Below are 26,761 nucleotides of genomic sequence, written 5' to 3' on the forward strand. Positions count from 1 at the left end.
GCGAAAGAGAGGTGAACTATGGCGGGTAAGCAGAAGACAGTCATCGTAACGGGCGCCTCGCAGGGCATCGGAGCCGGTGTAGTTCAGGCATTCCTTGCGCGTGGATATAACGTGGTAGGCACTTCGCGCAATGCTACAAAATCGAAGGAGTTGGCCGCGTCCAACTCCCTGGCGCTGGTCGACGGCGACATCGGCCAGGCTGCCACCGCACACAATGTGGCGGATGTGGCCATCCAGCGGTTCGGCTCCATCGATGCTGTCGTTGCGAACGCCGGCATCTTCTTTGTGAAGCCGTTTACCGAGTACACGCAGGAAGATTTTCGATCGCTCGTCTCCATCAATCTCGAAGGTTTCATTTACATCACACAGCTCGCGGTGAAACAGATGCAGGTTCAGAAATCCGGCGGCAGTGTCGTGGCCGTCACTGCATCCTTGAGCCAGAATCCCATCGCCGGTATACCGGCCTCCCTGCCAATGATTACCAAAGGCGGGGTGGAGGCGGCGCTGAAGAATCTGGCGATGGAATATGCAAAGGAACACATCCGGTTCAATGCCGTGGCGCCAGGCGTTGTCGATACGCCTCTACACGCTGACAATCCGAAGGACTTCCTGAAGACGCTCTCGCCCATGGGCACAATATCCACCGTTGAAGATATAGCTGGTGCCGTTGTCTATCTGACTGAGGCCCGTCAGGTCACAGGCGAAGTACTGCATGTGGACGGCGGCGCGCACCGCGGTAAGTGGTAGGCGATCGCATGTCGCTAAATGGCAACTTCAATCGCCGCCGATTCCTGGGGGCAACAGCCATGACATTGACCGGTTGGCAATCCGGACTCGGGGGACCCTCACAGGTGCGGTTGCACGTAGAGGGCAGGATGGCTTCACTGGCTGGCGCCACGGGTTGGCTCAATTCGCCGCCACTGACAGCCGCCGGCCTTCGCGGCAAGGTCGTCCTGATCGACTTCTGGACGTACACCTGTATCAACTGGATGCGTACGAATCCTTATATTCGCGCCTGGTCGAAGAAGTACAGGGAGCAGGGGCTGGTAGTCGTTGGAGTGCACACGCCTGAGTTCGAGTTTGAGAAGGACCCGGCGAACGTCACCCTGGCCGTGAACGACTTGAAGGTCGAATACCCGGTGGCGATGGATAGCGACCGTGCGATCTGGCGTGCTTTCAGGAATGAGTACTGGCCGGCGTTGTACCTGGCCGACGCGCAGGGCCGCATCCGCTATCACCAGTTTGGCGAGGGCGGTTACGATCGCTCAGAGGCGGCCATCCAGCAGTTGCTGGCCGAGGCAGGCACAGGCGCCATCGACCGTGAACCTGCGGCGATCGAGGCCGGCGGCAGGGAGGCGCCCGCCGATTGGAGCAACCTGCGTTCCCCGGAAACCTATCTCGGGTACGAGCGTGCGGCCAATTTCTCCTCTAAAGAAGATGTGGTGTTCGACAAGCGCCGCGACTATAGCGCGCCGCGGAAACTCCAGCTCAATCAGTGGGCCCTCTCCGGCGGGTGGAGTATCAGGAGACAGGCGGCCACCCTGAACAAGGCGGGTGGACGGATCGCCTACCGCTTTCACGCCCGCGATCTTCACCTTGTGATGGGGCCGGCGGCGAGAGGCAGCGAGGTGCGATTTCAAATCCTCCTCGATGGACGGCCTCCCGACACAGCGCACGGATCAGATGTCGATGAGCAGGGCCGCGGAGTTCTGAATCAACAGCGGATGTATCAGCTCATCCGGCAGCCTCAACCGATCGCCGACCGGCTCTTCGAGATTGAGTTCTCCGGCCCTGGCGCGGAGGCCTTTTCCTTCACCTTCGGCTGAGGGCAAGGCGCGGCAGTCACGCCCAGTCTCATCGCTCTGCCCGCTTCAGAACCAGGGGAGACGCAGGCCCGCCGCGTCCTGGTCCCAAACCCGCACCAAACGACGGATCCGTGCCATCGGGCGGTGGACCAATGGCAGGTCGAGCCGCGCCATCCGCAGCAGCCGGCGCCATGCCCGGGCCGCCCCGCCGCATTGGCGTACTGCGCGTTCGACGGATGTCATCCACGGCAGTTCCGGTCCGCCCAACGTCGTTGCCGCCCGCTTCTGGTAGGGCGTGGTTCCCGCGCTAAGCGGTTTCAAACACCGCCGGTCCCAGGACCTCAAAGCGCGGCGCGATCCCCAGTCCCGGCGCCTTCGATGCCGCAAGACGGCCGTGGTTCCGCTGCGGAGCGCCTTCGGCGATGCTGACGGTGACATAGCTATTGAAATCGGTCGACGAAAACAGCAGTTCCGGTGGAGTGCTGTGCGCCAGGTGTGCGATGGCCGACGTGATGATGTCTCCGCCCCAGGTGTCTTCGATCGTCATGGCAATACCCAGCGAGATACAGAGATCGCGGATCTGCCGGGCTTTGGTGATTCCGCCCACCTTGGAGATCTTGAGGTTGATGACATCCATCGCGCGGTCGTGATAGCCGCGCAGCACCTGGAGCACGTCGTCGATCACTTCGTCCAGCACCATGGGCCGGTTGGTGTGCTGGCGGACCGCCAGGCACTCCTCGTAGTGAAAGCAGGGTTGCTCGATGTACACGTCCTCGTGGCGAACCGCATCGGCAATGCGCACCGCCTGATGCTGCGTCCAACCGGTGTTGGCATCAGCCACCAGGACATCTCCGGGCTGCAGTCCCGCGGCCGCGGCCTGGATGCGCTTGATATCGGTATCGGGATTCCCGCCCACCTTCAACTGGAACTTCGTATAACCCTGCTCGCGGTAGACCTGGACCATCTTCGCCATCGCCTCCGGCGCGTCCTGCGAGATGGCGCGGTAAAGGGCAAAGTCATCGCCGAAACACCCGCCCAGAAGGACGGCGACAGGCTGCCCGCTCACTTTTCCAAGGATGTCCCAGCACGCCATGTCGAGCGCCGACTTCACGTATGGATGACCTCGCATGGCCCGATCCATCGTCTGGTTGATCACCGCGAGTTGCGTGGGATCGCTGCCAATCAGGTGCGGCGCGAGCTCCGCGATGCCGGTTCGCGCTCCGGCCGCATAGGCGGGCAGATAGGCGGGCCCGAGTGGACAGATCTCCCCGAAGCCGCTAATCCCCTCGTCGGTCTGGATCTCTACGACGCTGGAGTCGAACACCTCCACCGAGTTCCCACCGGACCATTTGTAGCTCCCCTCGTGCAACGGCAGCGCCACCTGGTACACCTTGATTTTCGTGATCCGCATTCAGCTATTATGCTCCTTCCCTTTCATTCGCCCCAGCCCATCATCTGCCTTCCAGGGCCGCCAGCGCGCTTTCCGCCGCCCGCTTCAGCACGTGGGCCGGTGACGGCATCGCCGCCGCCTCTCGCAGCAAGGGAATCTGCGTCCGGTCACCGCATCCGCCGATCGCCCGCAGAGCCTCTGCCTGGACGGCATAGCTGTCCTCGGCGCGAAATCGCCCGGCCAGGTAAGCGCAATCGTGGAAGGCAGCCAGCTTGCGGATCGCGGCGGCCCGGACCTCTGGTCGAGGGTCGGTGGCGCGATCCGTAAAGAACGCCGCATCGGCGACCAACGCCTGCACTGCCTCTCGCCGCACCGCCCAGAATGGGTCCTGGACCGCGGAGCGCTGAAGAGCCCCCTCGGCGCCCCTGCCCTTTAGTTGCGCGGCAGCCCACATGCGTCCCATCGCATCGTCGTGCACGAGCTGAAACTCAAGTTCATCCCGCTCCTTGGGAAACTCCAGCTCCATCAGCAGGTGATTGCCTTCATCGAATCGAACCAGACGGGGTTTCGAGCCACTGGCGATGCGGAACACTTGCCGCTCCCGCTTAGCGATGAGTACCCTCTCCACCCTCTTACCGGAATCCGTGGTGATGCCGATATCGACAGGCGTCTCGAAGAGCGGAGTCTGTTTCTGGACAACGGTTAACTGCACGGCCTGCTCCGCCTCCAGCCAGTCCCAGCGCACTTCGAACACCGGGTGGCCGGCCTGATACAGCCATTGTTCGAAGAACGAATCGAGCACTTGCCCGGTCGACTCCCTGATCGCGATGAGCAGGTCGTGCGTATCCACTGGCTGGAACGAGTGCTGCTTCAGGAAGTGGGTGATGGCGCGCTGGAAATCCCTGTCGCCCATGGTCCAGCGCAGCATATGCAGGACGGCCGCTCCCTTCTCATATGTATGCCGGTCGAAATTCTGATTGGGCATGGCCCACTGGTGGGAGACGATCGGCCGCTGGTACTTGGCATGGGCCTCCTCCAGATACCGCTTTCTCTTCAGGGCCAGGTTCAGTGCTCCTTCGTCCTCACCCAGAGAGTGTTTCGAATAGAGATACTCGCCGTAGGTGGCGAAGCTCTCGTTGATCCAGGTTTCGCTCCAGCCGCGCATGGTGACCAGGTCGCCCCACCATTGATGCGCTGCCTCGTGAGCCACCAGCCAGTGGCTGGGGTAGTCCTTGTCGGCCTTTTCGTTGTGAATCGTCCCGTCCGCAACGACCGTGGCCGAGGTGCTCTCGGCGCCGCCGCCGATGCCCGGGATGGTGACCTGATCGTACTTCGCCCACGGGAAGGGTACTCCATACTCACGTTCGAAGAACTGAATGATTTCCCGGGTGTGGCCGAAAGAGCGTGTGGCGGCCTGCTCGTCATTTGGATAGACCCAGTAGTTGACGGGCAGCGGGCCACCGCTATCCGCCACCCGCACGTAGGGTCCGGCCACCAGAACGAAGAGGTAGGTTGAGTGCGGCTTCTCCTGCGACCAGTGAAACGTCCGCGTGCGCCCGCTTCGCGTCGTCCCCACCAGGCGGCCGTTGGAGATCACCTGGAAATCGTCCCGGACCGTGGCGATGATCTCCGCCGTGGCCTTATCGTTGGGCTGGTCGTTCGACGGAAACCAGTGGCGGGCGCCCTCCGGAAACGAGAGGGTGTTGATCACCGCCGGATGCTCCGGCGTCGCGTCCTTGAAACTGAGCCCCAGGTCGTAGCCTTTCTGCATGCCGTACTTCTCCGGGTCCACATTCACGTGCTGCGCCTCGTAGGCCACGGTGAACGATAGCGTCTCACGATAAGAATGGGGCCGCCGTAGCGACACGGCGAGCTTGCCCGGTTGCTGCTCGAAGTGGAGCGGGCCCTGGTCGTCATCCACGCCGACAACAGTGAACGACTCGGCATCCAGTTCACAGCGCGTGAACGCGTCCTTCAGGGGCTGCAGCGTGATGGTCGTCCGGCCCTGGAACGAGTGTGTCTTCTCATCCAGCCGGAGCTCAATCCGATAGTGCTGCACGTCATAGTCCCGCCCTCGTTCAAACTGCCTGGGCTGGCCGACCAGGACCACGGAGGCAGCCAGGAGCAGGCAGAGCCGGATCACTTTGTTCTCTCTTTGATGAGCTTCTCGATATCGTCGGGCCTGGCCGGCATGAAGTCTGTAAAGTTCTCGACACCAGTGGCGGTCACGGTGACGACGTCCTCCATGCGGACATACAGGCGTTCTTCCGGGATCCACATCATGGGGTCGATGGAGAACACCTGCCCCACCGCCAGCGGCGCCTTCCGGTAGTCCCCGACGTCATGAACCGTCATGCCTACGGAATGAGAGAGGTGGCCACGGAAGGCCAGCATCCCGCGCGCGCCTTCGCGATAGATCTCCTTGGAGACGGCCAGTGCTTTCACCAGGGGCGCCATCTCCTCCCTGGCGCCGTCCATCACCTCGTCCGCGGTGATGCCGGGGCGAATCCGTTTCAACAGCGCGTTGCGGTAAGCAAGGATGAACTCGCACAAGGCACGCTGGTCCTTGGTGTACTTGCCATTCACCGGCCACATGCGTGTCACGTCGCTGGTGTAGTAGCGATAGTCCGGCGCGTAGTCCATTAGCACGAGGTCGCCATCCTTGAGCCTGGCCGAGTTGCTCATGTAGTGGCCCATGAAGGCGTTGGTGCCGCCCGCGGTGATGGACGGGTAGCCTTCGTACTTTGCTCCATTGGCAAGAAAGACGCGGCGGGCCGCGGCATCCAGTTCGTACTCGAAAACACCCTCGCTGGTGATGCGCATCGCATCCATCAAGCCCAGCGCCGCGATCTTCGACGCTTGCCGGATGAGCTCGATCTCGCGCGCGCTTTTCACCAGCCGGAGTTCATCCAGGATGGGTGACAAGTCGCGGTACTCGAACGACGGGAAGCGCGTCTTCAGCAGCGAAAGGAATTGCGCCGACCTCGAAGGCCGGCCGTCCCAGGGATCGGAAGCAACTTCGGCGCTCGCTTTCAACAGTTCGTCGCGACTCCCCATTACCCCCTGCAGGGGGCTCGCCGGCACATAGACCATCGGCGCTGGAAGCCGGATCTGCATCGAAGCCAGTTGCGCCGCCAGCGCCTCGACCCCGAAGACGCCGTCGACGCCGGAGACCTTCTTCACCTCATCGGCATCCTCCGGCGCGAGCGTCTTGCCTTGATTGTTGTCGCGCGCCACGTTGCGGTGCGGCAGAAACGCCGTAGCCCTGCGCGTTCTTCCATCCAGCAGCAGGTAGGAGTGCGGCACTTCCAGGCCCGTCAGGTAGTAGAAGTCGTTTGCCTGCCGGAAGACTCCAAATCCCTCCGGCAGCGCCGCGCTTTGGACCACGGCCACGGCCCGATTCCCTATCCGCTCGAAGACTTGTGCACGGCGCGCCTGGAAGTCAGACGGACCGAAGTCAGCAGCGCCAAGCAGCGGCATGAGGAAGAACAGCAATGCACGGGCCATGAGAATTTCTACCACGTCCGCCGGCCCGCATGGGAGCAATGCTGAATTGCTAGTGTTCCACCGCATCTTCGGGTGGGGCACGGGAGCGGCAGGCAGACAGGGCAGGGTTTGCTTCCCGATTGGGTTCGTTCTGCCGCGGTTGCCCCGTCCCGCCAGGACTCCGCACTGGTGAAACCGATGCGGGGCCATCGCCTGCATCGCTTTCAATGCGGGTGTCGGTTTGGCTTCGTTCCGCGGAATTGCGAAGGGGGACCGCGGCGGGTTGAGGCTTCGGGTGGCCGCTTGGCCTCAGCGAAAGGTGCGGATGGGCGTCCAGTGACCCGAGCGTTGATGAGCTGTGGAATTGGCCTCGTTTGTAGGCACCAGTCGCGGTGGGTGGGGTCGGGGCGTTGGCTTCGTTCGGGAGTTCCGGCGCCGCGGGGCAGCGGAGATAGAGGCGGTAGCGACCTCGGATGGGACTGATGGTTGGTGGTTTGGGTGGCCGCGGCGGTTGCGGCGGCTGGGGTACGCCGGCACGTTGCGTGAAGAGCCCGGAGAGTCCAGCGAAGCTCCAACCGCTGTCGCTCAAGGAGATGGGAAGCGTGCTTTCGGGACCGGGATCGGAGGGCGTCATCCCGCAAAGCGCCGAGCCCCCGCCCGCTCCGGCGGCCATGGTCTTCGGCGCTTCCGCTTCGACGCCGGCGGACTGCGTGGCCAGCGCGGCCAGGGAGCGCTCCACCTGGTTGATGCGGTGGGCGATCCAGCGACGGTAGGTGACCAGGCCTTTGGCGGCGGCGACCTGCTGCGCGAGCCACAGCGAAGCATCTTCGACGCAGCCTTTGGACTCGTCGAAGGCGACATCGAAGAGGGAACGTTCCAGGGCGGACCAGCGGATCTCGTGGGCCTGGAGCATGCAACGGTGGAGGAGCAGCAGGCGGGCCCGCCCATCGGAGCAGGCCGCGGTGCGGCGGAGGGCGTCGTGGAACCATTCGGCCTCGAACTTCGCAGGCAACTGGAGCGTGAACGGGCAAGGCGGCGTTTTGCGGGCGTTCTGGGAGGAGGCGCGTTTGCCGGCTTCGCTGCGGGGTCCGGTTGATTTCCGCGCGTTGGCCCGGTTGGCAGCCAGGCGGCGGGCGGAAGGCGTGGCAGGGGTCGACACAGTTATCGGCCCTTCCTGGCGGATGATGCCGCGGCGGCGTCCCGGCTACGGTTGGCCTGAGTGAGGCGATCCGCGTTGGCGCGAGAGGAGTGGTGGAGCCGGTGCTGGAGGTCGAGCAGGCTGCGGAACGCGGCCCGCTCCTGGTCAGTGAACGACCGGAAGGCCTGCAGGAGGCGCCGGGCCGGGGCGGCTTCCGGCGTGCCGGGTTTGATTTGGTCCCATTCCTCGAGCAGATGGGCGTTGAACAGGCCGCTTTCGAAGCGGGCGTAGCGCTTGAGGCTCCAGAGGCTGGACGCGACGGAGGCGGCGACGATCTGCTCATGAAGGGAGCGGGGGTGGAACCCTTCGGAGATATCCTGGCACAGCTCGAGGAAGCGGGCAGTGTCCTCGTAGGACGACACCCCGGCCGTCGCAGCCGATTCAAGATCCAAATGGGCATCCGTCTCCTGGATGCCGCGAGCGAGGGCGGCAGCGGCCCTCGCGTCGTTCGTCACAACGTCGTTCCTCATCAATTAGCCTCCAGAACAATTCTAGAGAGGGGCGACCAAATCCCGGCCTATGAGGAGGACATCAACTCTTTGGTAATAAAGGGGATCATGGAATTCTGAAGTGCTGTGACCGCTTTTTGTTCGCCCCATGTGCAGGGGGAGAACTATGACGTGGAGCTCCCGTGCTGAGGGCGGAGTACTTTCAGACGAGTTTGTGGTGCAGTTGCTTCGGTAAACACACGACTACCCCCCTTCCTCCTTCGAAGGCGCCGTGATATGTTCTCCTGTGGGAAACCCAGCGGAGAGACAGAATGAGAGTAAAGAGTGAAGTCTGGCGGGGCACGCTGACCAACGTGGTGCTCAAGACCACTGATGTCTTTGCAGCCTGTGGCTTCGCGGTGGAAGGGGAAGGGGCATGAAACCGTTACGCCGCGCCTGGAACCGGCTCACCGGCAGTCTCGCCGGCAGGCGTCGTGAGGCCGAACTGGCCGACGAGCTGCAGTCGCACATCGACATGCTAACGGACGAGAACCTGCGCCGCGGCATGTCTCCCACGGAGGCGCGGCGAGTGGCCCTGATCACATTCGGCGCCGTGGAGTCGGCCAAGGATTCATACCGCGATCAGCGTGGGTTCCCGGCGCTCGACTCACTGCAGCAGGACATTCGCTATGCGCTACGCGGCATGCGCAGGAACCCGGCTTTCACGGCCATCGCGGTAGCCTGCCTGGCGCTGGGGATCGGCGCGAACACCGCTATCTTCAGCTTGTTCAACGCCGTGATGCTGCGATCCATGCCGGTGAGTCATCCCGAGCAGTTGGTCTTCTTCGGGCATTCCCAGGCGGCGGGCGATATCAGTGCGGTGCGGCGGCTTACCTCCGGGTTCGGTGGGTCCTCGCTGCCCTACGCCACGTTCGAGACGATTCGAGACCATGCCCGGAACCTGGCCGGCGTATTTGTGTATGCCCCGATTGGAGCGGAGAGCAACGGCCTGACGGTGGATCTCGGCGGGCGGCCGTTCGCGGCGGATGGAGAGATGGTGAGCGGCAGCTATTTCGGCGTCCTGGGACTCACGCCGATTGCCGGGCGGAGCATCGTCGAAAGCGACCTGAGTCCGGGCGCCCCGGGCACCGTCGTGATCAGCCACAAGCTGTGGCTGCGCGAGTTTGCCGGGCAGGGTTCCGCCGTTGGACGCAGCATTCGTGTGAACAGTGCTCCGTACACGATCATCGGCGTGGCCCCGGCCGGATATGCAGGACTGAGCGGTACGGCGGCAGACCTCTGGCTTCCGCTACTGCCGTCAGCCGTGGTGAGGCCCTGGGGCTCGCGGTCCAAGGACATTGCGGCCTACTTCTCCGATCGCCGCTGGTGGTGGTGTATTGTTGGCGGCCGCCGCAAGCCGGGCGCGACCGGGGCACAGGTTCAAGGCGAAGCGGACTACCTCTACCGGCAGAGCATTACGGCGGGAGTCAGCAACATCCCGGCGCGCCTGCCTGCGCTCATTGTCTCGGGTGTCAGCCCGGCGTTCCAGAGCGTGCGTCGCAGGCTCTCCACCCCACTGGGCATTCTGGTGGTGACAGCGGCGTTGATGCTGCTGATGGCGTGCGTGAATGTGGCGTCCCTGTTGGTGGCGAGGGCGAACGCGCGCCAAAGAGAGATTGGTGTCCGGTTGGCCATCGGCGCCTCGCGGGCACGGGTGATCCGCCAACTCCTGACCGAGAGCGTGGTGCTCTCCGCTTGTGGCGGCGGGCTCGGCCTGCTGTTGGCGTACTGGGGCGCGCCGGCGCTGCTCAGCCTGATCGCCGGAAGCCGCCAGGCGACTCAGCTCGATGCCGGCCCCGATCGCGTCGTTCTGGCGTTCGCGGCGGCGATTTCGCTGGCAACGGGCGTCCTCTTTGGACTCGCGCCGGCGATTCGCGCCGCCCGGCATGACCTGGCGCCTCAACTAAAAGACGCCGGCCGGTCTGCCACGCAGCGCGGCGGCTGGGGGCGAGCGTTGGTGGGCCTGCAGATTGCGCTCTCAGTCGTGTTGCTGTTCGGCGCCGGCCTGTTCGTGCGCACTCTCCGGAACCTGGATGGGCAGGATCTCGGATTCGACCGCGACAACCTGCTGCTGTTCGATGTGGATCCCGAACGCAGCGGTTACGCGGGCCAGCGCGGTATTGCGCTGCACAATCAACTGGGGGAACAGATCGCCAAGCTGCCAGGAGTTCGCTCAGTGACCTACGTGCAGGAAGCGCTGCTTTCAGGAACCCACAACAGCACGCCCACCACGACCGATGGTCCGCCCCTTCCGGCGGGCCAGCCGAATGAGGACTACTACAACCGGGTTGGCCCGGGGTTCTTCGACACCATGGGCATGCGGGTGCTGCTGGGCAGGGGTATCGAACCGCGCGACACGGACGGAGCACATCCGGCCGCCGTCGTGAACGAGTCGTGGGCGCGGGCGCACTTTCCCAACGAGAATCCGGTGGGCCACTACCTCAGGGCAGGCGGAGAATCCTTCGATATGAGGTTCGCCTACGAGATAGTCGGAGTGGCCGCCGATGCCAAGTACAATCGCATGCGCGAGGCACCTCCACGGACCGTCTATCTCGCCTACGGGGAGAAGTGGGGCCGGACGCGCCGCATGTGTTTCGTGGTGCGCTCCGCCGACGTTGCTCCGGCCGCGCTGATGGACCTGGTGACGGAGGCGATTCATGGAGTGGATTCCGGCCTGCCGGTGTACAACGTAAGAACCCAGCGCCAGCAGGTGGATGAGGCCATGGGCACGGAGAGAATGCTGGCCCGAGTTTCGATCTTCTTCGGAGGGCTGGCGCTGCTGCTGGTGGCGATTGGCGTTTATGGAACGCTGTCCTACGCGGTAACCAGGCGGACCGGCGAGATTGGCATCCGGATGGCGTTGGGCGCTCGCCGGAGGACGGTGGTCTGGATGATCCTGCGCGAATCGCTGGTGGTCGCCGGTCTCGGCCTGGCGGCCGGCTTGCCCGCGGCGCTTGCGCTTTCGCGCTTCGCCGAAAATGCGCTATTCGGCATTGATGCTCACGATGGCGTGACGATCGTGGCAACCGTGCTAGTCCTATCCGCCATAGCGGCGGCGTCCGGATTTTTACCCGCGAACCGGGCGGCGCAGATCGACCCGATCCGGGCTTTGCGCCACGAGTGACATCGCTCGCCACGAGCTTCAGTCCCGATCTACCGGCCGGCAGACGCTCCGTGCCCTGCAGATCCGGCAGACAATCCCGAATCCACGGGCACTCGGATTGGCATCGCTCACTCTTCCTGGTGGAGCGCAGCAGAGCCGGGCCGCCGCGAGAGCCCTACCTGATCTCGCGGATCCGGATATTCCGGAACATCACGAATGTGAACTGGTCGTGCAACTGGAGCCCGATGGGGCCCGTCTTCGACCGCGCCGGATCGCCGGCATACTCGGCTACGACTTCCCCATTGACCTTCACGCGGATCAGGTTTGTGCGCGACTCGATATCCATCGAGTTCCACTCGTCGCGCTTCTGCACGCCCTTCTTAGCCGCCACGAACGTGTAGACACTGCCCGTTGGGTACTTGTCGGCGTTCCCGTCAATGAGCTGGATCTCGTAGCCGATGTGCGCAGGCGTGCCTTTGAGTGTGGTCTGCAGAGGCGGGTCGGCTTTGCCGGCATCCCCGATGGCGTAATGCGCCCGGGAGACGTCGCGGATGGAGATGCCGCTGTTCGTGCGCGCAGGCAGGAAGTACTCGACGTGCAGATCAAACTGGCCGTAGGAGGCAGACGTGTAGAGCCACGCCTGGCGGTACATCCACGACTCCCACTGCTTGCTGTCGATGGGCCACGGCTGGCCGAATGGATCCTCGGGTTTGTCGTGCCGCCGCTGGCCCAGCAGCGAGCCATCCGGCATGACCGTCCATATACCTTCACCTCGGGCCTGCCACCCGTCCAGGTTCTTGCCGTTCAACAGCGGATGCCAATCCTGGGCAGAAGCCGCCGGCGTCAGCCAGGCCGCGACGAGGAAGGAGGAGAGAAGGAGATTGCGCACTCCTCCATTGTCGCGCCACGAGGGCCGAGCCGGGCACATTTGCCCACCGAAATTGCTGATGGACTCTACTCGGCCGAAGGCTTGCGGAAGACCGCGATGGCTTCGATCTCGATGAGCAGGTCAGACCGGCAGAGAATCGCCTGGATGCCCGTCGACGCGGGCAGCGGATCCAGGCCCTGCTCCGCGAAGAACGCCGTCCGCTCTTCGTTGAAGGCTTCGTAGTCGCGTTCCATATCGCGCAGGTAGCACGTCGTGCGCACGATGTCCTTCCAGGTGGCGCCTTCGCTCTCCAGCAAGCCCGTGATGTTCTGGTAGGTCCGCCGCTGCTGTGCGCGGAAGTCGCCGACATGCACGGTCTTTCCTTGTTCGTCGATGCTGGCCGTACCCGATATCAGCAGCACCGCGATGTTGCCGAAGTCCAGGCGGAGGCCACGCGAGAACGAACTCGGCTTCGCATACGCATACGCCTCGTTCAGCACGTTGTGGTTGGTGATCTTTTTCTTTTCGATGGTCGTGGCGCTGGCGATCTCGGCCAGGGCGTCGTCGAGTGTCATGAGGAAACCTCCTGGATTCTTCGGCCTCGTGGGCCAAAGTGGGGCGCAAGCCGGTCGCGAATGAGTGCGCGATTGAGTCCGGCTTCGCGGATGGCCTCGACGACGAACTGGGCCGCGTCGTAGGCGAGAAGTGAAAAATCGTCGGCGGGACGGCCGAAGCGGCTCACCAGCCGCTGGATGCGGGCGTTGTCCACCGTATGCAACCTGGGAGTCACCACATGGCGCCCCGACGAAAAAACCCTGCTGCGCGCCGCAGGTCCGGCCAGCAGTTTCATACCCTCAGGAGCCGCGGCCATCACCGCCGCAGTCTCCGCCGAAGGGGCCAGAATCACACAGGCCGCGCCAGCCAGAGCCGGCAGTTGTAAGGGGCCCGAACCGATATCGTGACGCTGAGCCGGCAGCCGCCGCTGCAGGGCTGCCGCTTTCAGGAACTCCTTCGCGAGATTCCGCGAATCGTGATCGGTGCCCGCCACCACCGTGAAATCGCCTTCCGGCAACTGCCCGGCCAGATACGTGGCAATCGCCGGATCGCCCGGCGCGCACGAGAACATCCACGGGATGTTGGCGTGGTTCACGGTCTGGTCGGTACTCACCGGATCCACAAGCGGCAGCAGTGCCTTGGTCACCACCTGTTCCGCCAGGTGCGTGGTGGCTCCGTCGATGCCGCCGAGAATCGCCCAGACTTCATCTGTATACGCCAATCGGACCACGGCCGAAGCGCCGCTCCGCCAAACATCATCGGACCAGCGCTCCACCAGCTCGAACGGCTTGCCGCGATACCCGCCCGACCGGTTCGCATCCTCCAGCGCCAGCATCGCGCCCATCCAGATGGACCCGGCCCTCGGATGCGCCGCCTCATTGGGACCGAAGAAGCCGATCCGCACCACCTCGACGCCGCGCTTCTCACCCCGCTCCCGGCCCGGACCGTCGTACTCCAACTGAGTCGACCGTTTGTCGAGATAAGGCTCCTGCCCGGGGAGACACGCGGCGCCGCCCAACGCCAGAAAGGCGCGGCGGCTCCAGGTGTCTCCTCGTCGGATCATGGTTATCGGCTCGCTGATTCCAAACCCCGGCTTGTCCTGTCCCGCGCGGGCACAAATCCGCGAGGAATCTGCAATGACTCCCGCGACTCATACTTCCAACGCCCCTGGCCGAACCGCGCCAGAAACACCTCGCCTGCGTCGTCCAGCACCGCGCTCAGCGGGATCGCCCCCGTCACACCGGGCCACGGCTTCGACCGCGTTGAAATCAGGTCGCGGATCTTCGCCCGGTTCAAGCCGCCCTGCTGCACAGCCCACATCAGCATATTCATTCCGTCGTAGGCGTGCGCGGCATACGTCTCCGGATCTTCCTGGAACCGGGCTTTAAACGCCTTGCGGAACTCGTCCAGCTTCGGATCCTTCCGGTCAGGATTCCAGGGATATCCGCAAATCACGCCTTCCGCATTGGCGCCCGCCGCCTGCTGGAACTCCGGCGACACACTGCGATCGGAACAGAAGTAAGGCTGCTTCATGCCGCGCGCCCGCATCTGGTTCAGGATCAACGCGCTCTCGCGCGCATCCCCCCAGTGCACAATCGCGTCGACATTCATCTCCTGGATGCGGTCCAGTTGCAGCGAGAAATCATCGCCGCCGACTTTGTAGGCCATCTCGATCGCGACCGGATGCCCCAGCCGCCGCGAGCTGTCCTTGATCTCACGCACGCCGAACCGTCCATAGCGGTTGCTCGACCGGATGATCCCGATTCGCTTGTAGCCCATCTTGCGAATCATGTAATCCACCAGCAGGTAGCCCTGCTGACGGTCGTCGCCGATGTTGCGCGCCACCCACGGGATGTTCGTCTCGATGAAAGTCGGATCCGTGTCGCCGGTGTTGATCATCACCACCTCGGCCTTCAGCGCCACGCGGATCGCGATGTGCGAGTTGGCGCTGTCGATGGTACCGAGAATGGCCCACACCGGGTTCTCATACGCCATCTTCACCACTTCATTGCCGGTGGAACCCCACAACCCGTTGTCGTTCGCCACGGCCAGCTCGAACGGGATTTTGCCTTTCAGATACCCGCCCTTCGCATTGGCCTGTTCCACGGCCAGTTGGGCGCCCTTCAGCATCATCTTGCCCAGCACTTCCTCGTGGCTCTTGCCGCCCGTGGCAATCGAGACAGTCGACTCAATCGGCCCGATGAACCCGATGCGCACGCTCTTCAAGCCCGCAGGTTCTGGCACGGCCCGCCCCGGACCCGTGTACTCCATCTGAACCAGGAAATGTTCCTTATACGGCTTCACGGCGCCGAAGGGCTCCACATCCGTCGAAGTATGCGCGTAGTTCTGCTCTGTCCGCAGCTTCAAGTCCGGCACTTCATAAGGAGTCAGCCCGTTGATGCGCCGCAGCACTTCCTGCGTCTCGGGATCCGCGGCCGGCGCTGGTTTCTTCGCTTCCTGCCCCATTGCCACCGCCAAACACACCATCACCAGCAGCAGGCGTTTCATTTCGACGCCCTCCCACTCGAAGCCACAGCCTTGGGCCGCTCGCGCAACCCGCCATAGTATCCATCCCCGACGCCCCAGGCCAAACCCTTTGATGTCGCGATGAACACGTCGTTGTCTTCCACGTCGATGGCCAGGATGTAGTTGTGCGTTAAATTAAGACCCATCTCGACGGTCTCCAGAACAGTCTTGTCGCGCGTCACCACGGCCTTGCCCGTCTTCGACTTCGGATCGCGCGTGTAGGTCACCCAGGTGTTCGTCGCCACATCCATAATCGAGCCGACGCCCTTGTCCGTCGCAAACCACGCCTCGTTGCCGCTGCGCGCCCGCAGGTTGTTGTTGAAGTCGCTGGGATTGCCTGAGTCCTTGTTGTAGTACGCCCGCCAGTTGCGCCCGTCATAGCGGCACACCCCGAAATAGGTGGAGACCCACAGCACCTTGTCGATGTAGTTCGCCTGCGTCGTAATCACATGCACGATGCCGTCGTCGCGGTATAGATCGATCTCCATCTCGCCGTCCGGATCCAGGTAGTCCTTCCAGCGGCCGGACGCCACGTCGTACTCCAATACTCCGCTGCCCCACACGGCCAGGTGGATCTTGCCATCGCGGTAGTTCACGCCGTAGTTCCAGATCTCTTCCATCGGCGCATTCTTCTCTGTAAACACAGACCACTCGCGCGTCACCGTGTTGTAGCGCGAAGCGCCGGCCGTGGTCGCCACCCACACGTTGTCGTTCTCCACCGCCACACCATAGGCCACATCATTCACCAGGCCGCTGTTCATCTGGTGCCAGTGTTCAAACCGGCCGCCGCTGAACCGCGCCAGCCCGCCGCCAAACAGCGCCAGCCACACATCGCCTGTCTTTTTGTCGACGTCGATGCCCGTCACGACACGCCACGGCAGGCCGTCCTTCTCTGTCCAGCTCTTCACTTTGCCCGTGGCTTTGTCGACCATCGCCAGGCCGTTCTCCGTGCCCAGCCAGATGCGCGGCCCGTCCGACTTCACCGCGAAGATATGGTCGTTCGGCAAACCGTTCTCCGTGGTGAACTGCTTCCACTTCGTATACACGAATGGCAGCTTGTTCTTCTCCATGGTGGTCTGCGCCGGAGCGGCGCAAGTCGCCAACAACGCTGCTGCGAGTAAGTACTTCATAGTGTTTTCACGAACTCAATCAGATCGTTGAGCTGGTCCTTCGTCATGTCGTTGGTCACACCGTGCTTGTCGTAAGGGTTGAACACGGTCCAGATCTCTTCCAGCGTGTCCGCCATTCCGTTGTGCAGGTACGGCGCCGAATCATAGATGTTGTTCAGGTGCGGTACGTCGAACGTACCCTGCCGGTCCAGCGCCTGCTTCGTCCCGACATCGAACTTCTTGCGGCTGGTGTAATACGGCGGCATGTGGCACGTCACGCAGCGGTTCTCCACCGGAATCACGCGCCGGTCGTTCGTCATCTCCCGCTCGAAGATCGCCTTGCCCCGCTTCTGCGCCGGCGTATACATCTCACCCGGAGTGTGGTGCCGGTTGGGCGGCCGCTGGATCGTCGTGATGTAGTAATCCAGCGCATCCAACTCCTCGTTCGTGAACGGCAGGTTGCGTGTGAAAAACACCGACAGCCGCGGCCCGCACTGCCGCCGCAGCGTCGCATTCGTGCCTTCCCATTTGAACGGCGCCGTGTCATAGATGCCGCGCAACGTCCGGTTGTCCACCGGGCTTACGCCGATCCCATCGGCCTCAATGTCGTACGCCAGCCCATCCACATGCCCGTCGGGATGGCAACTGTGACACGCGAACTGCTGCCGGAACGAGATCTTCGCGTTGTGGAACAGCCGTTCGCCCTTGCGTTGCAGCGTGACTTCCTTCGGCCCGCCCAGGCTGATGCGCCCGGCCGGCTGCAGCGTCTTCAAATCGATCACCGTCAGCTCGTCGTCCAGGGATCCGGCCACATAGGCATACCGTCCGTCCGGCCCTGTCGTCACGCCACGCGGGCTTGTCGAGGTGGGCACGAACCCGGCCAGAAATTCCGCCGATTTGCCCAGGTGATTCGGGATTACTGTTTCGCGATCTTTCTTCGTAGCCGTCTTCAGCATGCGCTCGAGCTTCGTGCAGTCGACCACCGCCACGCGGTCTGTGCCGGAGCTCGTCACCAACGCATAACGCCCGTCGTTCGTGATGGCCACATCGGTCGCATCCGAGAAGCCGGAGCCCGGCTGGTCCAGCAGCACCTGGTCCACCGTGCCGTCGGCCCACAGCACAGCCAGCCCGTTGGTGATCGTCCAACCCTGCATCAGGCGCGTCATCGGGACCAGGTTCTTCGTCCGGTTCATCGTCGCCAGCGCATACTGCCCGCTGGGATGCCATGCGATGCCCGCCATCAGGTTGGTACCCCGCACCATCGCACGATCCGTCACCACGGCCCGCTCCGTCTCGATCACCGTGATCTCCGACTTCAGCGGCTTGCGGAACCCCGTCAGGTTGGAGAACGTGCTGGTCACCGCAATGGTCTTGCCATTTGGCGACAACGCCAGCGACCACGGCCCGATGCCACCCGAGAGTGTTTTCACAAACTTCAGCGTCGCGACATCAAACACCCAGATATCGTTCGACGAGGTATTCAGCACGTACAGGCGGCGCCCCTGCGCATCCGTCAGCACGCCATGCGGCTCGTCGCCCACTTTCAAAGTCGCAGTCACCTGGCGCGTCACTGTATCGATCACGCTCACGGTGTCGCTCTCGCGATTCGACACGAACGCCCGCAGCCCGTCCGGAGTAAAGGCCACATCCGTGGGCGCATTGCCCACCACGATTTCCGCCTGCTTCTGGCGCGACACCGTGTCGACAATCGCCACCACGTTGCCGGACTCGCAGGTGACCCACAGCTCCGTCGTATGCGGCCGGAACGTCAGGTTCAACGGCGTCTTGTAGCGGATCTCGGCCGGAGGCGGAGGAACCTTCGTGGGGTGCGCGATCTTTGTCCACGCCTTGGCCGCGTCGAACGTCTTGCCGTGCGTCTCTCGATGGCAGTGGTTGCAGCCCGTCGTCGAAGGAATCCGCAAGCCCGCCGCCTTGGCCGCCGCCGGATCCTTCATCACCGCCTCGGTTGCGTACTTCTTGCCCGCGCCGTGACAGGCTTCACACCCCACGCCTTCGTTTGCTTCGGCGCCCACCGCGTGGCAGCCCAGGCACTGCTTGCTCATCTGCGGATCGCCCGTCACCTTCATGTCGTCCGCGATCCGCCGCCCCTCCGCCGTCGACAGGACAGCCCATGCCCGCGCATGGTCGCTGCGCCGCCACACGTCCCACTGATGCCCGTGATCCGGTCCCTTGTGACACGCTCCGCACGCTGAGGACCCGATGAAGTCTCCGCCTCGCGGAGCCGGCGGCGCGCGCAACTGCGACGGCTTCATCAGCGGATGGGCAATGCGTGGAATCGCCTTCTTGATATCCACCGTGGAGTTCGGGTTCACTGCCGTGTGCGACCCCTTCTCCATATGGCAGCCCAGGCACGTATCCTCGTTTGGCAGCCGCAACCCGGCCTTCATCGCTTCGGCCCGGTTCCGCATCACCTCTTCGCTCATGTACTCGCTGCCCGGACCGTGGCACGACTCGCACTGCAGCCCGTCTTCCGGCCGGAACGCGTCGTCTTTCTCCCAGTCCTCCGCCGTCGAGGCCGTGGAATGGCACCCCAGGCAGACCGGCTCTTTCCACGGTTGCCCGCGCAGCCCGCTGCGCTTCGTCATCTCCACTGATTCCGGCAGCGACAGCACCGCATAGGCCTTCGAATGCTTCGTCGTCAGCCACTTGCTGTACTGGTTGCCCATGCCGGCGCCGTCGTGGCACTGGCCGCAGGCCCGCGCGCCCACATACACCGGCTTCTTCGGAGCCGCGCCGCCCAGGCCCAGCAGCGCCACCAGCCCGGCCGCCAACACTGCGATGGTCCTTGCCCTCATACTCAGCGCGCCGCCTTTACAGTGGCCGCGTGCTCCAGCTTCAGAATCTGGTTGGCCTTCACGTGTTCCAGCCGCTGCACCTGTCCGTCGGGCCAGCGGATCTCCACCGAATCCGCCTCCTGCGCGCCGGCCAGCCCGAAGTGCAGCCGCGCGTCGCCCTGCGACAGATAACCCCGTACCGGATTCACGTCGTCGATCATCTTCAGGCCGCCGGCCATCACGGTCACACGCGCCCCAATCGCCGTCCGCGACCCGGTGGGAAACTTCAGCCGAGCATCCACCATCAGCCACGGCTTGGCGTTGCCGCCGTCATTGCGCAGCAGCTTCGCCGCGTCGTTGAGGTTCACCACCAGCAGGTCGATGTCGCCGTCGTTGTCGATATCCGCCCACGAGGCTCCGCGGCCCACATACTTCTCGTTGAAATATGCGCCGGACCGCCGCGACACGTCTTCAAACGTGCCGTCGCGCTTGTTTCGCACCAGCGTGTCTTCCTGCACATACTCGTGGTGCGCGTTGCCGTGCACCGTGAACAGGTCGGACCACCCGTCGTGGTCGTAATCGAATACCACCGAACCCCAGCCCGCATACTGCCCCAGCATCACCGACAGCCCCGCCGGATTTGCGCGATTGTCGAAATGCTTCTCCTTCGGGTCGTAGACGAACAGGCTCACGTAGTTCAGGTTCGGCACGAAGATGTCCAGCCAGCCGTCGCGGTTCACATCCCCGAAGAACGGGCCCATCGACGACACGCCCTGCCCGTGCTCGCTATACGCAATGTCCAGCTCCAGCGCCTTCTCGACGAACGTGCCCTTGCCCGTGTTCTCGAAGAAGTAGTTCTCCATGGCGTCGTTGGCCACGAAGATGTCGAGATACCCGTCGTTGTTGAAGTCGGCCGCGCTGACGCTCATCGCCCGCCCGTTGGACTTATAGACTCCGGCTTCCTTCGTCACTTCGGTGAACGTGCCGTCGCCGTTGTTGCGGTACAGTGCATTCGCCTGCCCGCTGTAACTCAAGGGACCCGGATACCCCTGCGCCGGATAGAAGTCCCTGAACTTGCCATCGTCGTATTGCAGGTAGTTGCCGACAAAAACATCCAGCCAGCCGTCGTTGTTGTAGTCGAGCCACACCGCCGAGACGCTCCAGCGCGCATCGGCCAGGCCGGCCTTCTCCGAGACGCCCGTGAACGTCCCATTGCCGTTGTTGTGATACAGCGTGTTCGCGCCGTAGTTCAGCAGGTACAGATCCACGCGCCCGTCGTTGTCGTAATCGGCCGCCGAACAGCCCGACCCGAAGGTCATGCTGGCCACACCGGCCTGCGCCGTGACATCGCTGAACGTCGCGTTGCCGTTGTTCTTATAGAGCTTCCCGGACAGCTTGCCGCGCAGCTCGCGGCCTTCGTTGTCACTCACACTCTTGGTCCAGACGCCGGTGACGAAGTAGATGTCCTGGAACCCGTCGTTGTTGAAATCGAAGAAACACGCGCCGCCGCCCGTGCCTTCCACGATGTTGTCCAGGTGGTGGTCGCCGTAGCTGTGCCGGAACGTGAGGCCCGCGGCTTTGGTGATGTCCGTAAAAGTCGGCTGGGTGCCTTCGTCGCCCGCCCACACCGTCGCCGCGATCAGAATCACCAGCCGGCTGAGCTTCATTTCTTGTCTCCCAATCCCAACCGCACCGGCGTTTTGATCACGGCCTGCGCTTCCACGTTCTCCGGCGACAGTTCCGGATCCTCGTGGCAGCCGATGCAACCCCGGTTTTCCTTGTTGCGCACCCACACCCAGCCGCTGCTGCGCATCACCTGGCCCGCCGCGTCCAAAGTCTGCAGCTTCACCCGCGTATTGGCTGGAAGCTCCAGGTGGAACGATCCGTCCGCTTCCACCGCCAACTCGCCCAGCCGAACTGGCGCTGCGTCTGGTCCGGTGAGCACTCTTACTTTTTTGATCGAGCCCGCCGCCGCCGGCCGGTCGCTGGTATACACGTTCAGGCAGTACAAATGCCCGCTGCGCGCCGCAGTCTCCACCACGGTGCCGCGTCCATCCGGCTCTTCGTGCGGACCCACCACTTTGGCCTGGATTTCGTCGAACTCCGGGCTGTCATAGACCAGCGTCCGCTGCCGCGTCGCCAGGTCCAGCCGCCACAGGCCCCAGCCCGCCGGGCCTTTCATGGAAACGACCACTGCGCCGCTGCCCAAGGCCGCCGGAGCCGCGAATGCTCCGTCCACGGCCGCCGTCAGCGCGGTGTGTGAGTGGAGCGGCCGCTCCTGCGTGACCATCGACAACTGTCCGGCCGCTTCCACAAACACAACCTTGCGGCCTACCGCCGCAGCAGAGCGCGCATTCACACCGCCCGTGAACAAAGCGTAATCCGTCCCATCCAGGTTGATGCCAAACAGCCGGCCTCCCGCGGAGTAGATCATCCGGCCCTCCGGCAGCATGGCCGGACCCGTGTCGCCAGCGGACGCATACGTCAGCCGCTGGACATCCGAGCCGTCCAGCTTCGACGAATAGAGCGCGCCGCCGCACACAAACGCCGCCTGCGGCCAGGGTTCGGGAATATCCAGCGAAAATATGCGCGATTGGTACACCGGCTGGCGGCACCCGCCCTTCTCGTGGCTGATCTGCCGCGCGCCGCTGCCATCCGCGTTCATCTCGAATACCTGCCAGGGATCGCCCGCCGCGCGCCGGCCGGCAAAAAGAATGCGCTTGCCGTCGAAAGATACGTCTGGATCGGCAGCGGCCGCGAAACCCTCGCCCAGGACGCGCCCTTTGCCCGTCCATTCAAGGAGATAGAGGCGCTCTGCGCGGCCCGCCCGGGCCTGCGTGATCACCAGTCCGGACGAGCCCGGAGCCTTTGCCCCGGCCGCCGCAAGTGCGCCATCAGCGCCCCACGCGGCCATCAGGGCCGCGCAGAACAGTGCGCCGCGCACAATCATACTTACCGAATTAAGGAGTATAGAACCTGAAGCTAGCAAACCTAAGCCAGTCTAGGGTAAACGGGTCCGTTTGCCAATATCTAAATCACACTACTTAGTTCATATTAGATTTCCTACTCATCCGCCGCAGGCCCGCGGCTGTAAAATAGCCACATGAACCAATCAGCTGAGGGGCTACCCGGCCGCCGCGGCTTCCTAAAAGCCGGCGCCGTGGGTTTCCCCGCCATACTTTCCGCCGCGCAGAGCGCGAATGCAATCAAGGTTGGACTCGTCGGTGCAGGCGGTCGTGGCAGCGGTGCAGCCGCCCAGGCCCTCAAGGCTGACGACTACGCCGAATTGACGGCCGTTGCTGACATCGACATGGATACGATCGACAAGAGCCTGGCCCGCCTCCAACGCGCCGCCGGCCCTAAGATCAAGGTTGCCAGCGACAAGAAGTTCGTGGGCCTCGACGCCTTCCAGAAGGTCATCGACAGCGGTGTCGACGTCGTGCTGCTGGCCACGCCGCCCGGCTTCCGCCCCCAGCACCTGCGCGCCGCCATTGAGGCCGGCAAACACGTCTTTTGTGAGAAACCTGTCGCCACCGACGCCCCCGGCGTCCGCCACGTCCTGGAAACCGTCGACATTGCCACCAAGAAGAATGTGTCCCTGGTAGCCGGCTTCTGCTGGCGCTACTCCAACTACATCAAGGAGACGTTCGACAAGATTGGCAGCGGAGCGATCGGCGACATCGTCACTTACTACGCCACGTACTACACCAGCCCTGTGAAGCCCATGCCCCCCGAGAGCACTCGCCCCGCCGGCATGAGCGACGTCGAATGGCAGATCCGCAACTGGTACAACTTCCAGTGGCTGTGCGGTGACAGCCTGGTGGAACAGGCCGTCCACAGCGTCGACAAGGTGGCCTGGGCCATGAAGGACCAGCCTCCGGTGAGCTGCGTCGCGGTCGGCGGCCGCCAGATCCCGGCCAATGGCGGCAATATCTACGACCATTTCGCCGTCAACTATCTGTATCCCAACGGGGTGCGGGCCTTTGTAGCCAACCGCCAGACCGAGAATTGCTACAACGAAAACTCCGACTACATTCTGGGCACCAAAGGCATTTGCACGATCGGCCGCGGCCCCAACCCGCGCATCGAAGGCCAGAACCCGTGGGCGTTTGAAGGCCAGAAGAACGACATGTACCAGCACGAGCACGACGTGCTGTTCGCCTCCATCCGCAAAGGCCAGCCCATCAACGACGGCAAGCGCATGGCCACCTCCACCCTGCTCGCCATGATGGGCCGCATGGCTGCCTATACCGGCCAGCAGATCACCTGGGAACAGGCCCTCAACTCCCAGGAACGTCTCGTCCCCGACACCATCGACTGGAAGGGCAGCCTCGCCGTTCCGCCGCTGCCGCTGCCGGGCAAGACCAAGTTCATCTAGCCCGACCCATGCGGAAATTGCGCAAGCTCCTCTTTCTATTAGCTCTGCCGGCGGCCGCCCAAACAGCGGCCCCGGCCAAACCGCCCGCCGACGATCTCAAACTCGTCCAGGGCCTGCAGCGCCGCATCGCCGCCGGGACGAAGGAAAAGAAGGCTTCGGACATGAAGCCTTACAAATCCACCATCCCCGGCACCGATGTCAGCTTCGAAATGGTCCCCCTCCCCGGCGGCGAATTCAACATGGGCACACCCGCCGGGGAAGCCGGCCGTCAAAAGGACGAAGGTCCGCAGCACAAGGTCCGCCTCGATCCTTTCTGGATGTCCGCCCGGGAAGTGACCTGGGACGAATACCGGCTGTTCCAGTTCGCCCGCGTCGAGGGCAAGATGCCCGACGTCGACGCGGTCTCCCATCCCACCCGTCCCTACGTCGAGATGAGCTTCGGCATGGGCCTGGATGGCTTTCCCGCCATCAGCATGACCCAGCACGCGGCTAACAAATACGCCCAGTGGCTGAGCGCGAAGACAGGCCAGTTCTACCGCCTGCCCACCGAGGCCGAATGGGAATATGCCTGCCGCGCCGACAACGCCCCCGTCGATCTGGCCGCTTCGTCGTGGTATGACGCCAATGCCAACGGCAAGTATCAGAAGGTGGGCACCAAGAAGCCTAACGCCTGGGGGCTCTATGACATGCTCGGCAACGTCATGGAGTGGACCCTCGACGCCTACGCCCCTTACCCGGCCGGCGATGCCGTCAATCCCTGGGTGAAGTCCAAGACTTCTTACCCGCAGGTCGCCCGAGGCGGCTCCTGGAACGACCCCCCGTCCAGCCTCCGCTGCGGAGCCCGCGTCGCCTCCGACGCCAGTTGGAAACAGCAGGATCCTCAACTGCCCAAGAGCATCTGGTACCTCACCGATGCCCAATGGCTCGGCTTCCGCCTGGTGCGGCCCCTGAAGGTGCCCTCGGTCGTCGAGATGAACTCCTTCTGGAACAACGGGGTAGAAGTCGATCCGTAAACCCGAACGCTTCGAGCTCGTGGAGCCCGCTATGGGCACACTCGTTCGCGTGGTGATCGAAACCCGCGAACACGACCGGGCCGACCACGCCCTCCGCGCCGCCTTCGGCCGGCTCCGCGAGCTCGATGCGACCCTCTCCGACTACAAGCCCGACAGTGAACTGAACCGCCTGTGCCGCGCCGGCCGCGCCCAGGTCTCAATCGACCTCTTCCGCAACATTGAAGCCGCCCAAAGCCTGGCCGTCGCCACTCAGGGAGCCTTCGACATCACCATCGGCGACCGCACCCGCTCGTCCACCTTCCGCGACGTCGAACTGGACGCCAAAACGCGCACGGTGATCCTTCATAAACCAAACATGAAGTTGGATTTAGGGGCGATTGGCAAAGGCTATGCGGGTGATGAGATGCTGCGTGTGCTGCGGGCCCACGGCTGCCGCTATTCGATGATTGCCCTCAGCGGCGACATCGTCGTCGGCGAAGGCGGCTGGCACGTCATGATTGAAGCCGCCCAACAGACTTTCGAACTGAAGAACTCCGCCGTCTCCACCGCCGGGGACACCGGCCGCCGCCACATTCGCGATGCCCGCACAGGCGAACTGGTGGAGCAGGTGTGGCTCGTCTCCGTGCTGGCAAAAACGGGTCTGGAAGCCGACGGCCTGGATACCGCCCTGCGCATCATCGGCGAGGAGGAGGGCCGCAAACTCGCCGCCGCCCGCCACGTCAAAGCCTGGTTCCGGCGCGTCGCCTGACGTCTAGTGCAGCAGAATGCTGCCGGTGAGCGCCGCGAGCACGGCGGCGGTAATCAGGACGTAAGTCCGGTCCCGTTCGAGGGCAAAGCCGACGATCGAGAACGCCACCCGCAGGATGGGCGTCAGCAGCAGGCAGAGAATCCCCAATTGGGCGATCGCCAGGCCGCGGGCCTGCGTCCCTTCTCCGTGCGCCGCGAACGCCAACCGCAAGACCTGCGAAGGAGAGGCATAGGGCGTAGCTGCGCCGTGAAAGGCCGCATAGGCGGGGACAGGCGGGCTGGAAAACAAATAGAGCGCTCCGCCGAGCAGCCCGATTCCAGCGGCAATGATGACTCCGCCGCGCAAGGTGGCGGAGATGATCTGTTGGAGTTTGTGGTCAGAGGGAGCCATGGCTTCAAATCCTGCCCGACAGGGCGCTGCGAATCATTTCCAGGGCGATGGCTGCCACCACGACGGCGAAAATCCGGCGCAGGATGAGCACAGGCAGGCGCGGCAGCAGGCGCGCGCCCAGCAGCGAACCGCTCAGGACGCCCAGCATCACCGGCAGGGCGATCGCCGGCTGGATGTACCCGCGTTTCAAATAGATAGCCGCGCTGGCCACGGCCGTGACGCCGATCATGAAACTGCTGGTGGCGGTCGAGACCTTGAACGGGATCCCCATGATCCGGTCCATGGCGATCACCTTCACGGCGCCCGATCCAATGCCCAGCAACCCGGAGAGCGCTCCAGCCACGTACATCAGGCCAAAGCCCAGTTTGGCGCGGCCCACTGAGTAGGGGATGTCTCCTTCCCTGGCATGGTAAACGCCGCCCAGGCGCAGGCGGGCCGAAAAGGAGTCGGCCGTCGCAGTGGAGGCGTGATCGCCCTGAATGCGGGTCACCTGCCAGGCCGAGTGCAGCAGCACCACGCCAAACAGCAGCGCCAAAGCCTGCGTCGGCGTTTTGCCCGCCAGCAGGGCTCCGCAAATGGCGCCGATCGTGGTGGCGATCTCCAGAAACATCGCGATGCGGATATTCGAAAGTCCGTCGCGCACATAGGCCGCCGCCGCCCCCGACGAAGTGGCGATCACCGAGACCAAGCTCGCCCCAATCGCGTAGCGCAGATCGACGCCGAGCAGCAGAGTGAGCGCAGGAGTCACCACGATGCCGCCGCCCAATCCAGTCAATGAGCCGACCAATCCGGCCGCAATCGAGATCAGGAACACGGTCAAGGTGAACTCGGAAGCTGGCATGCTTCCAGTTAACGGCCAGTGTCTGTATGTTGTCCAATCGTATGATTGGCACTCTGTGATAGGAAAGT

General features: G+C 63.6%; 22 protein-coding genes. 6 read left to right on the plus strand and 16 right to left on the minus strand.

Translation table 11 applies throughout. The features are described 5' to 3' along the window. The first annotated feature begins 18 nt into the window (after positions 1-18). Positions 19-747: an SDR family NAD(P)-dependent oxidoreductase gene (locus ACR9Y2_RS04725; protein ID WP_435039905.1), complete on the plus strand. Its 729-nt coding sequence runs from the start codon at positions 19-21 to the stop codon at positions 745-747. A 128-nt stretch (positions 748-875) separates the two neighbouring features. After that, positions 876-1,826: a thioredoxin family protein gene (locus ACR9Y2_RS04730; protein ID WP_435039906.1), complete on the plus strand. Its 951-nt coding sequence runs from the start codon at positions 876-878 to the stop codon at positions 1,824-1,826. A 45-nt stretch (positions 1,827-1,871) separates the two neighbouring features. Here ACR9Y2_RS04730 and ACR9Y2_RS04735 read toward each other — a convergent pair whose 3' ends face one another. The 6 genes from ACR9Y2_RS04735 to ACR9Y2_RS04760 are packed head-to-tail and all read right to left on the minus strand — an operon-like array spanning position 1,872 to position 8,349. Then, on the minus strand, positions 1,872-2,126 hold the full coding sequence (locus ACR9Y2_RS04735) for a hypothetical protein (protein ID WP_435039907.1): 255 nt from the start codon (positions 2,124-2,126) through the stop codon (positions 1,872-1,874). Continuing rightward, positions 2,113-3,216, minus strand: a complete 1,104-nt coding sequence (locus ACR9Y2_RS04740) for a cis-3-hydroxy-L-proline dehydratase (RefSeq protein WP_435039908.1) — start codon at positions 3,214-3,216, stop codon at positions 2,113-2,115. Before ACR9Y2_RS04740 ends, ACR9Y2_RS04735 begins: the two co-directional genes overlap by 14 nt. 40 nt (positions 3,217-3,256) lie before the next feature. Beyond that, entirely contained in the window at positions 3,257-5,338 is a 2,082-nt protein-coding gene (locus ACR9Y2_RS04745; RefSeq protein WP_435039909.1) for a M1 family metallopeptidase, read from the minus strand. Beyond that, complete coding sequence (locus ACR9Y2_RS04750; RefSeq protein WP_435039910.1) at positions 5,335-6,702, minus strand: aminopeptidase P N-terminal domain-containing protein; 1,368 nt, start codon at positions 6,700-6,702, stop codon at positions 5,335-5,337. The genes ACR9Y2_RS04745 and ACR9Y2_RS04750 overlap by 4 nt, the downstream gene beginning before the upstream one ends. 49 nt (positions 6,703-6,751) lie before the next feature. Further along, the gene (locus tag ACR9Y2_RS04755; RefSeq protein WP_435039911.1) at positions 6,752-7,840 is read right to left on the minus strand and encodes a hypothetical protein; all 1,089 of its coding nucleotides are present in this window, start codon (positions 7,838-7,840) and stop codon (positions 6,752-6,754) included. Positions 7,841-7,842: 2 nt separating this feature from the next. After that, on the minus strand, positions 7,843-8,349 hold the full coding sequence (locus ACR9Y2_RS04760; protein WP_435039912.1) for a hypothetical protein: 507 nt from the start codon (positions 8,347-8,349) through the stop codon (positions 7,843-7,845). A 394-nt stretch (positions 8,350-8,743) separates the two neighbouring features. Between ACR9Y2_RS04760 and ACR9Y2_RS04765 the strand changes: the two genes are divergently transcribed. Next, positions 8,744-11,491 carry an ADOP family duplicated permease gene (locus ACR9Y2_RS04765; RefSeq protein WP_435039913.1) on the plus strand — a complete coding sequence of 916 codons (2,748 nt, stop codon included), beginning with the start codon at positions 8,744-8,746 and terminating at the stop codon, positions 11,489-11,491. A 154-nt stretch (positions 11,492-11,645) separates the two neighbouring features. Here the strand turns inward: ACR9Y2_RS04765 and ACR9Y2_RS04770 are convergent, their stop codons facing one another. The 8 genes from ACR9Y2_RS04770 to ACR9Y2_RS04805 all read right to left on the minus strand — a co-directional run bounded on the left by ACR9Y2_RS04770 (position 11,646) and on the right by ACR9Y2_RS04805 (position 22,273). Then, positions 11,646-12,359, minus strand: coding sequence for a 3-keto-disaccharide hydrolase (locus ACR9Y2_RS04770; RefSeq protein WP_435039914.1), 714 nt, complete (start codon positions 12,357-12,359; stop codon positions 11,646-11,648). A gap of 65 nt (positions 12,360-12,424) precedes the next feature. Then, complete coding sequence (locus ACR9Y2_RS04775) at positions 12,425-12,913, minus strand: Rid family hydrolase (protein ID WP_435039915.1); 489 nt, start codon at positions 12,911-12,913, stop codon at positions 12,425-12,427. After that, on the minus strand, positions 12,910-13,956 hold the full coding sequence (locus tag ACR9Y2_RS04780; protein ID WP_435039916.1) for an ABC transporter substrate-binding protein: 1,047 nt from the start codon (positions 13,954-13,956) through the stop codon (positions 12,910-12,912). The genes ACR9Y2_RS04775 and ACR9Y2_RS04780 overlap by 4 nt, the downstream gene beginning before the upstream one ends. A 2-nt stretch (positions 13,957-13,958) precedes the next feature. Then, on the minus strand, positions 13,959-15,401 hold the full coding sequence (locus ACR9Y2_RS04785; protein WP_435039917.1) for an ABC transporter substrate-binding protein: 1,443 nt from the start codon (positions 15,399-15,401) through the stop codon (positions 13,959-13,961). Then, entirely contained in the window at positions 15,398-16,549 is a 1,152-nt protein-coding gene (locus ACR9Y2_RS04790) for a ligand-binding sensor domain-containing protein (protein ID WP_435039918.1), read from the minus strand. Before ACR9Y2_RS04790 ends, ACR9Y2_RS04785 begins: the two co-directional genes overlap by 4 nt. After that, entirely contained in the window at positions 16,546-19,344 is a 2,799-nt protein-coding gene (locus ACR9Y2_RS04795; RefSeq protein WP_435039919.1) for a multiheme c-type cytochrome, read from the minus strand. Before ACR9Y2_RS04795 ends, ACR9Y2_RS04790 begins: the two co-directional genes overlap by 4 nt. Positions 19,345-19,346: 2 nt before the next feature. After that, positions 19,347-20,990: a CRTAC1 family protein gene (locus ACR9Y2_RS04800; RefSeq protein WP_435039920.1), complete on the minus strand. Its 1,644-nt coding sequence runs from the start codon at positions 20,988-20,990 to the stop codon at positions 19,347-19,349. Continuing rightward, positions 20,987-22,273: a hypothetical protein gene (locus ACR9Y2_RS04805; RefSeq protein WP_435039921.1), complete on the minus strand. Its 1,287-nt coding sequence runs from the start codon at positions 22,271-22,273 to the stop codon at positions 20,987-20,989. Before ACR9Y2_RS04805 ends, ACR9Y2_RS04800 begins: the two co-directional genes overlap by 4 nt. Before the next feature lie 153 nt (positions 22,274-22,426). On the opposite strand from ACR9Y2_RS04805, the gene ACR9Y2_RS04810 reads away from it, so the two are divergent. The 3 genes from ACR9Y2_RS04810 to ACR9Y2_RS04820 are packed head-to-tail and all read left to right on the plus strand — an operon-like array spanning position 22,427 to position 25,462. Further along, positions 22,427-23,701, plus strand: coding sequence for a Gfo/Idh/MocA family protein (locus ACR9Y2_RS04810; RefSeq protein ID WP_435039922.1), 1,275 nt, complete (start codon positions 22,427-22,429; stop codon positions 23,699-23,701). Between the two features lie 8 nt (positions 23,702-23,709). Then, positions 23,710-24,714, plus strand: coding sequence for a formylglycine-generating enzyme family protein (locus ACR9Y2_RS04815; protein ID WP_435039923.1), 1,005 nt, complete (start codon positions 23,710-23,712; stop codon positions 24,712-24,714). A gap of 31 nt (positions 24,715-24,745) precedes the next feature. Then, positions 24,746-25,462 carry an FAD:protein FMN transferase gene (locus ACR9Y2_RS04820; RefSeq protein WP_435039924.1) on the plus strand — a complete coding sequence of 239 codons (717 nt, stop codon included), beginning with the start codon at positions 24,746-24,748 and terminating at the stop codon, positions 25,460-25,462. Between the two features lie 3 nt (positions 25,463-25,465). Here the strand turns inward: ACR9Y2_RS04820 and ACR9Y2_RS04825 are convergent, their stop codons facing one another. Both ACR9Y2_RS04825 and ACR9Y2_RS04830 read right to left on the minus strand, forming a co-directional pair. Further along, positions 25,466-25,852, minus strand: coding sequence for a DUF1634 domain-containing protein (locus ACR9Y2_RS04825; protein ID WP_435039925.1), 387 nt, complete (start codon positions 25,850-25,852; stop codon positions 25,466-25,468). Positions 25,853-25,856: 4 nt separating this feature from the next. After that, a complete protein-coding gene (locus tag ACR9Y2_RS04830; protein WP_435039926.1) occupies positions 25,857-26,693 on the minus strand; it encodes a sulfite exporter TauE/SafE family protein in 837 nt (278 codons plus the stop codon). Positions 26,694-26,761 lie beyond the last annotated feature (68 nt).

The sequence above is a fragment of the Paludibaculum fermentans genome (assembly GCF_051172195.1).
Lineage (GTDB): Bacteria > Acidobacteriota > Terriglobia > Bryobacterales > Bryobacteraceae > Paludibaculum > Paludibaculum fermentans_A.

Excerpts from the sequence above, each read along its gene's own strand:
- ACR9Y2_RS04830 (WP_435039926.1), bottom strand. The coding sequence starts at position 26,693 with ATGCCAGCTTCCGAGTTCACCTTGACCGTGTTCCTGATCTCGATTGCG.
- ACR9Y2_RS04795 (WP_435039919.1), bottom strand. The coding sequence starts at position 19,344 with ATGAGGGCAAGGACCATCGCAGTGTTGGCGGCCGGGCTGGTGGCGCTG.
- ACR9Y2_RS04810 (WP_435039922.1), top strand. The coding sequence starts at position 22,427 with ATGAACCAATCAGCTGAGGGGCTACCCGGCCGCCGCGGCTTCCTAAAA.
- ACR9Y2_RS04775 (WP_435039915.1), bottom strand. The coding sequence starts at position 12,913 with ATGACACTCGACGACGCCCTGGCCGAGATCGCCAGCGCCACGACCATC.
- ACR9Y2_RS04790 (WP_435039918.1), bottom strand. The coding sequence starts at position 16,549 with ATGAAGTACTTACTCGCAGCAGCGTTGTTGGCGACTTGCGCCGCTCCG.
- ACR9Y2_RS04750 (WP_435039910.1), bottom strand. The coding sequence starts at position 6,702 with ATGGCCCGTGCATTGCTGTTCTTCCTCATGCCGCTGCTTGGCGCTGCT.
- ACR9Y2_RS04825 (WP_435039925.1), bottom strand. The coding sequence starts at position 25,852 with ATGGCTCCCTCTGACCACAAACTCCAACAGATCATCTCCGCCACCTTG.
- ACR9Y2_RS04725 (WP_435039905.1), top strand. The coding sequence starts at position 19 with ATGGCGGGTAAGCAGAAGACAGTCATCGTAACGGGCGCCTCGCAGGGC.
- ACR9Y2_RS04785 (WP_435039917.1), bottom strand. The coding sequence starts at position 15,401 with ATGAAACGCCTGCTGCTGGTGATGGTGTGTTTGGCGGTGGCAATGGGG.
- ACR9Y2_RS04730 (WP_435039906.1), top strand. The coding sequence starts at position 876 with ATGGCTTCACTGGCTGGCGCCACGGGTTGGCTCAATTCGCCGCCACTG.
- ACR9Y2_RS04800 (WP_435039920.1), bottom strand. The coding sequence starts at position 20,990 with ATGAAGCTCAGCCGGCTGGTGATTCTGATCGCGGCGACGGTGTGGGCG.
- ACR9Y2_RS04765 (WP_435039913.1), top strand. The coding sequence starts at position 8,744 with ATGAAACCGTTACGCCGCGCCTGGAACCGGCTCACCGGCAGTCTCGCC.
- ACR9Y2_RS04740 (WP_435039908.1), bottom strand. The coding sequence starts at position 3,216 with ATGCGGATCACGAAAATCAAGGTGTACCAGGTGGCGCTGCCGTTGCAC.
- ACR9Y2_RS04815 (WP_435039923.1), top strand. The coding sequence starts at position 23,710 with ATGCGGAAATTGCGCAAGCTCCTCTTTCTATTAGCTCTGCCGGCGGCC.
- ACR9Y2_RS04780 (WP_435039916.1), bottom strand. The coding sequence starts at position 13,956 with ATGATCCGACGAGGAGACACCTGGAGCCGCCGCGCCTTTCTGGCGTTG.
- ACR9Y2_RS04805 (WP_435039921.1), bottom strand. The coding sequence starts at position 22,273 with ATGATTGTGCGCGGCGCACTGTTCTGCGCGGCCCTGATGGCCGCGTGG.
- ACR9Y2_RS04760 (WP_435039912.1), bottom strand. The coding sequence starts at position 8,349 with ATGAGGAACGACGTTGTGACGAACGACGCGAGGGCCGCTGCCGCCCTC.
- ACR9Y2_RS04820 (WP_435039924.1), top strand. The coding sequence starts at position 24,746 with ATGGGCACACTCGTTCGCGTGGTGATCGAAACCCGCGAACACGACCGG.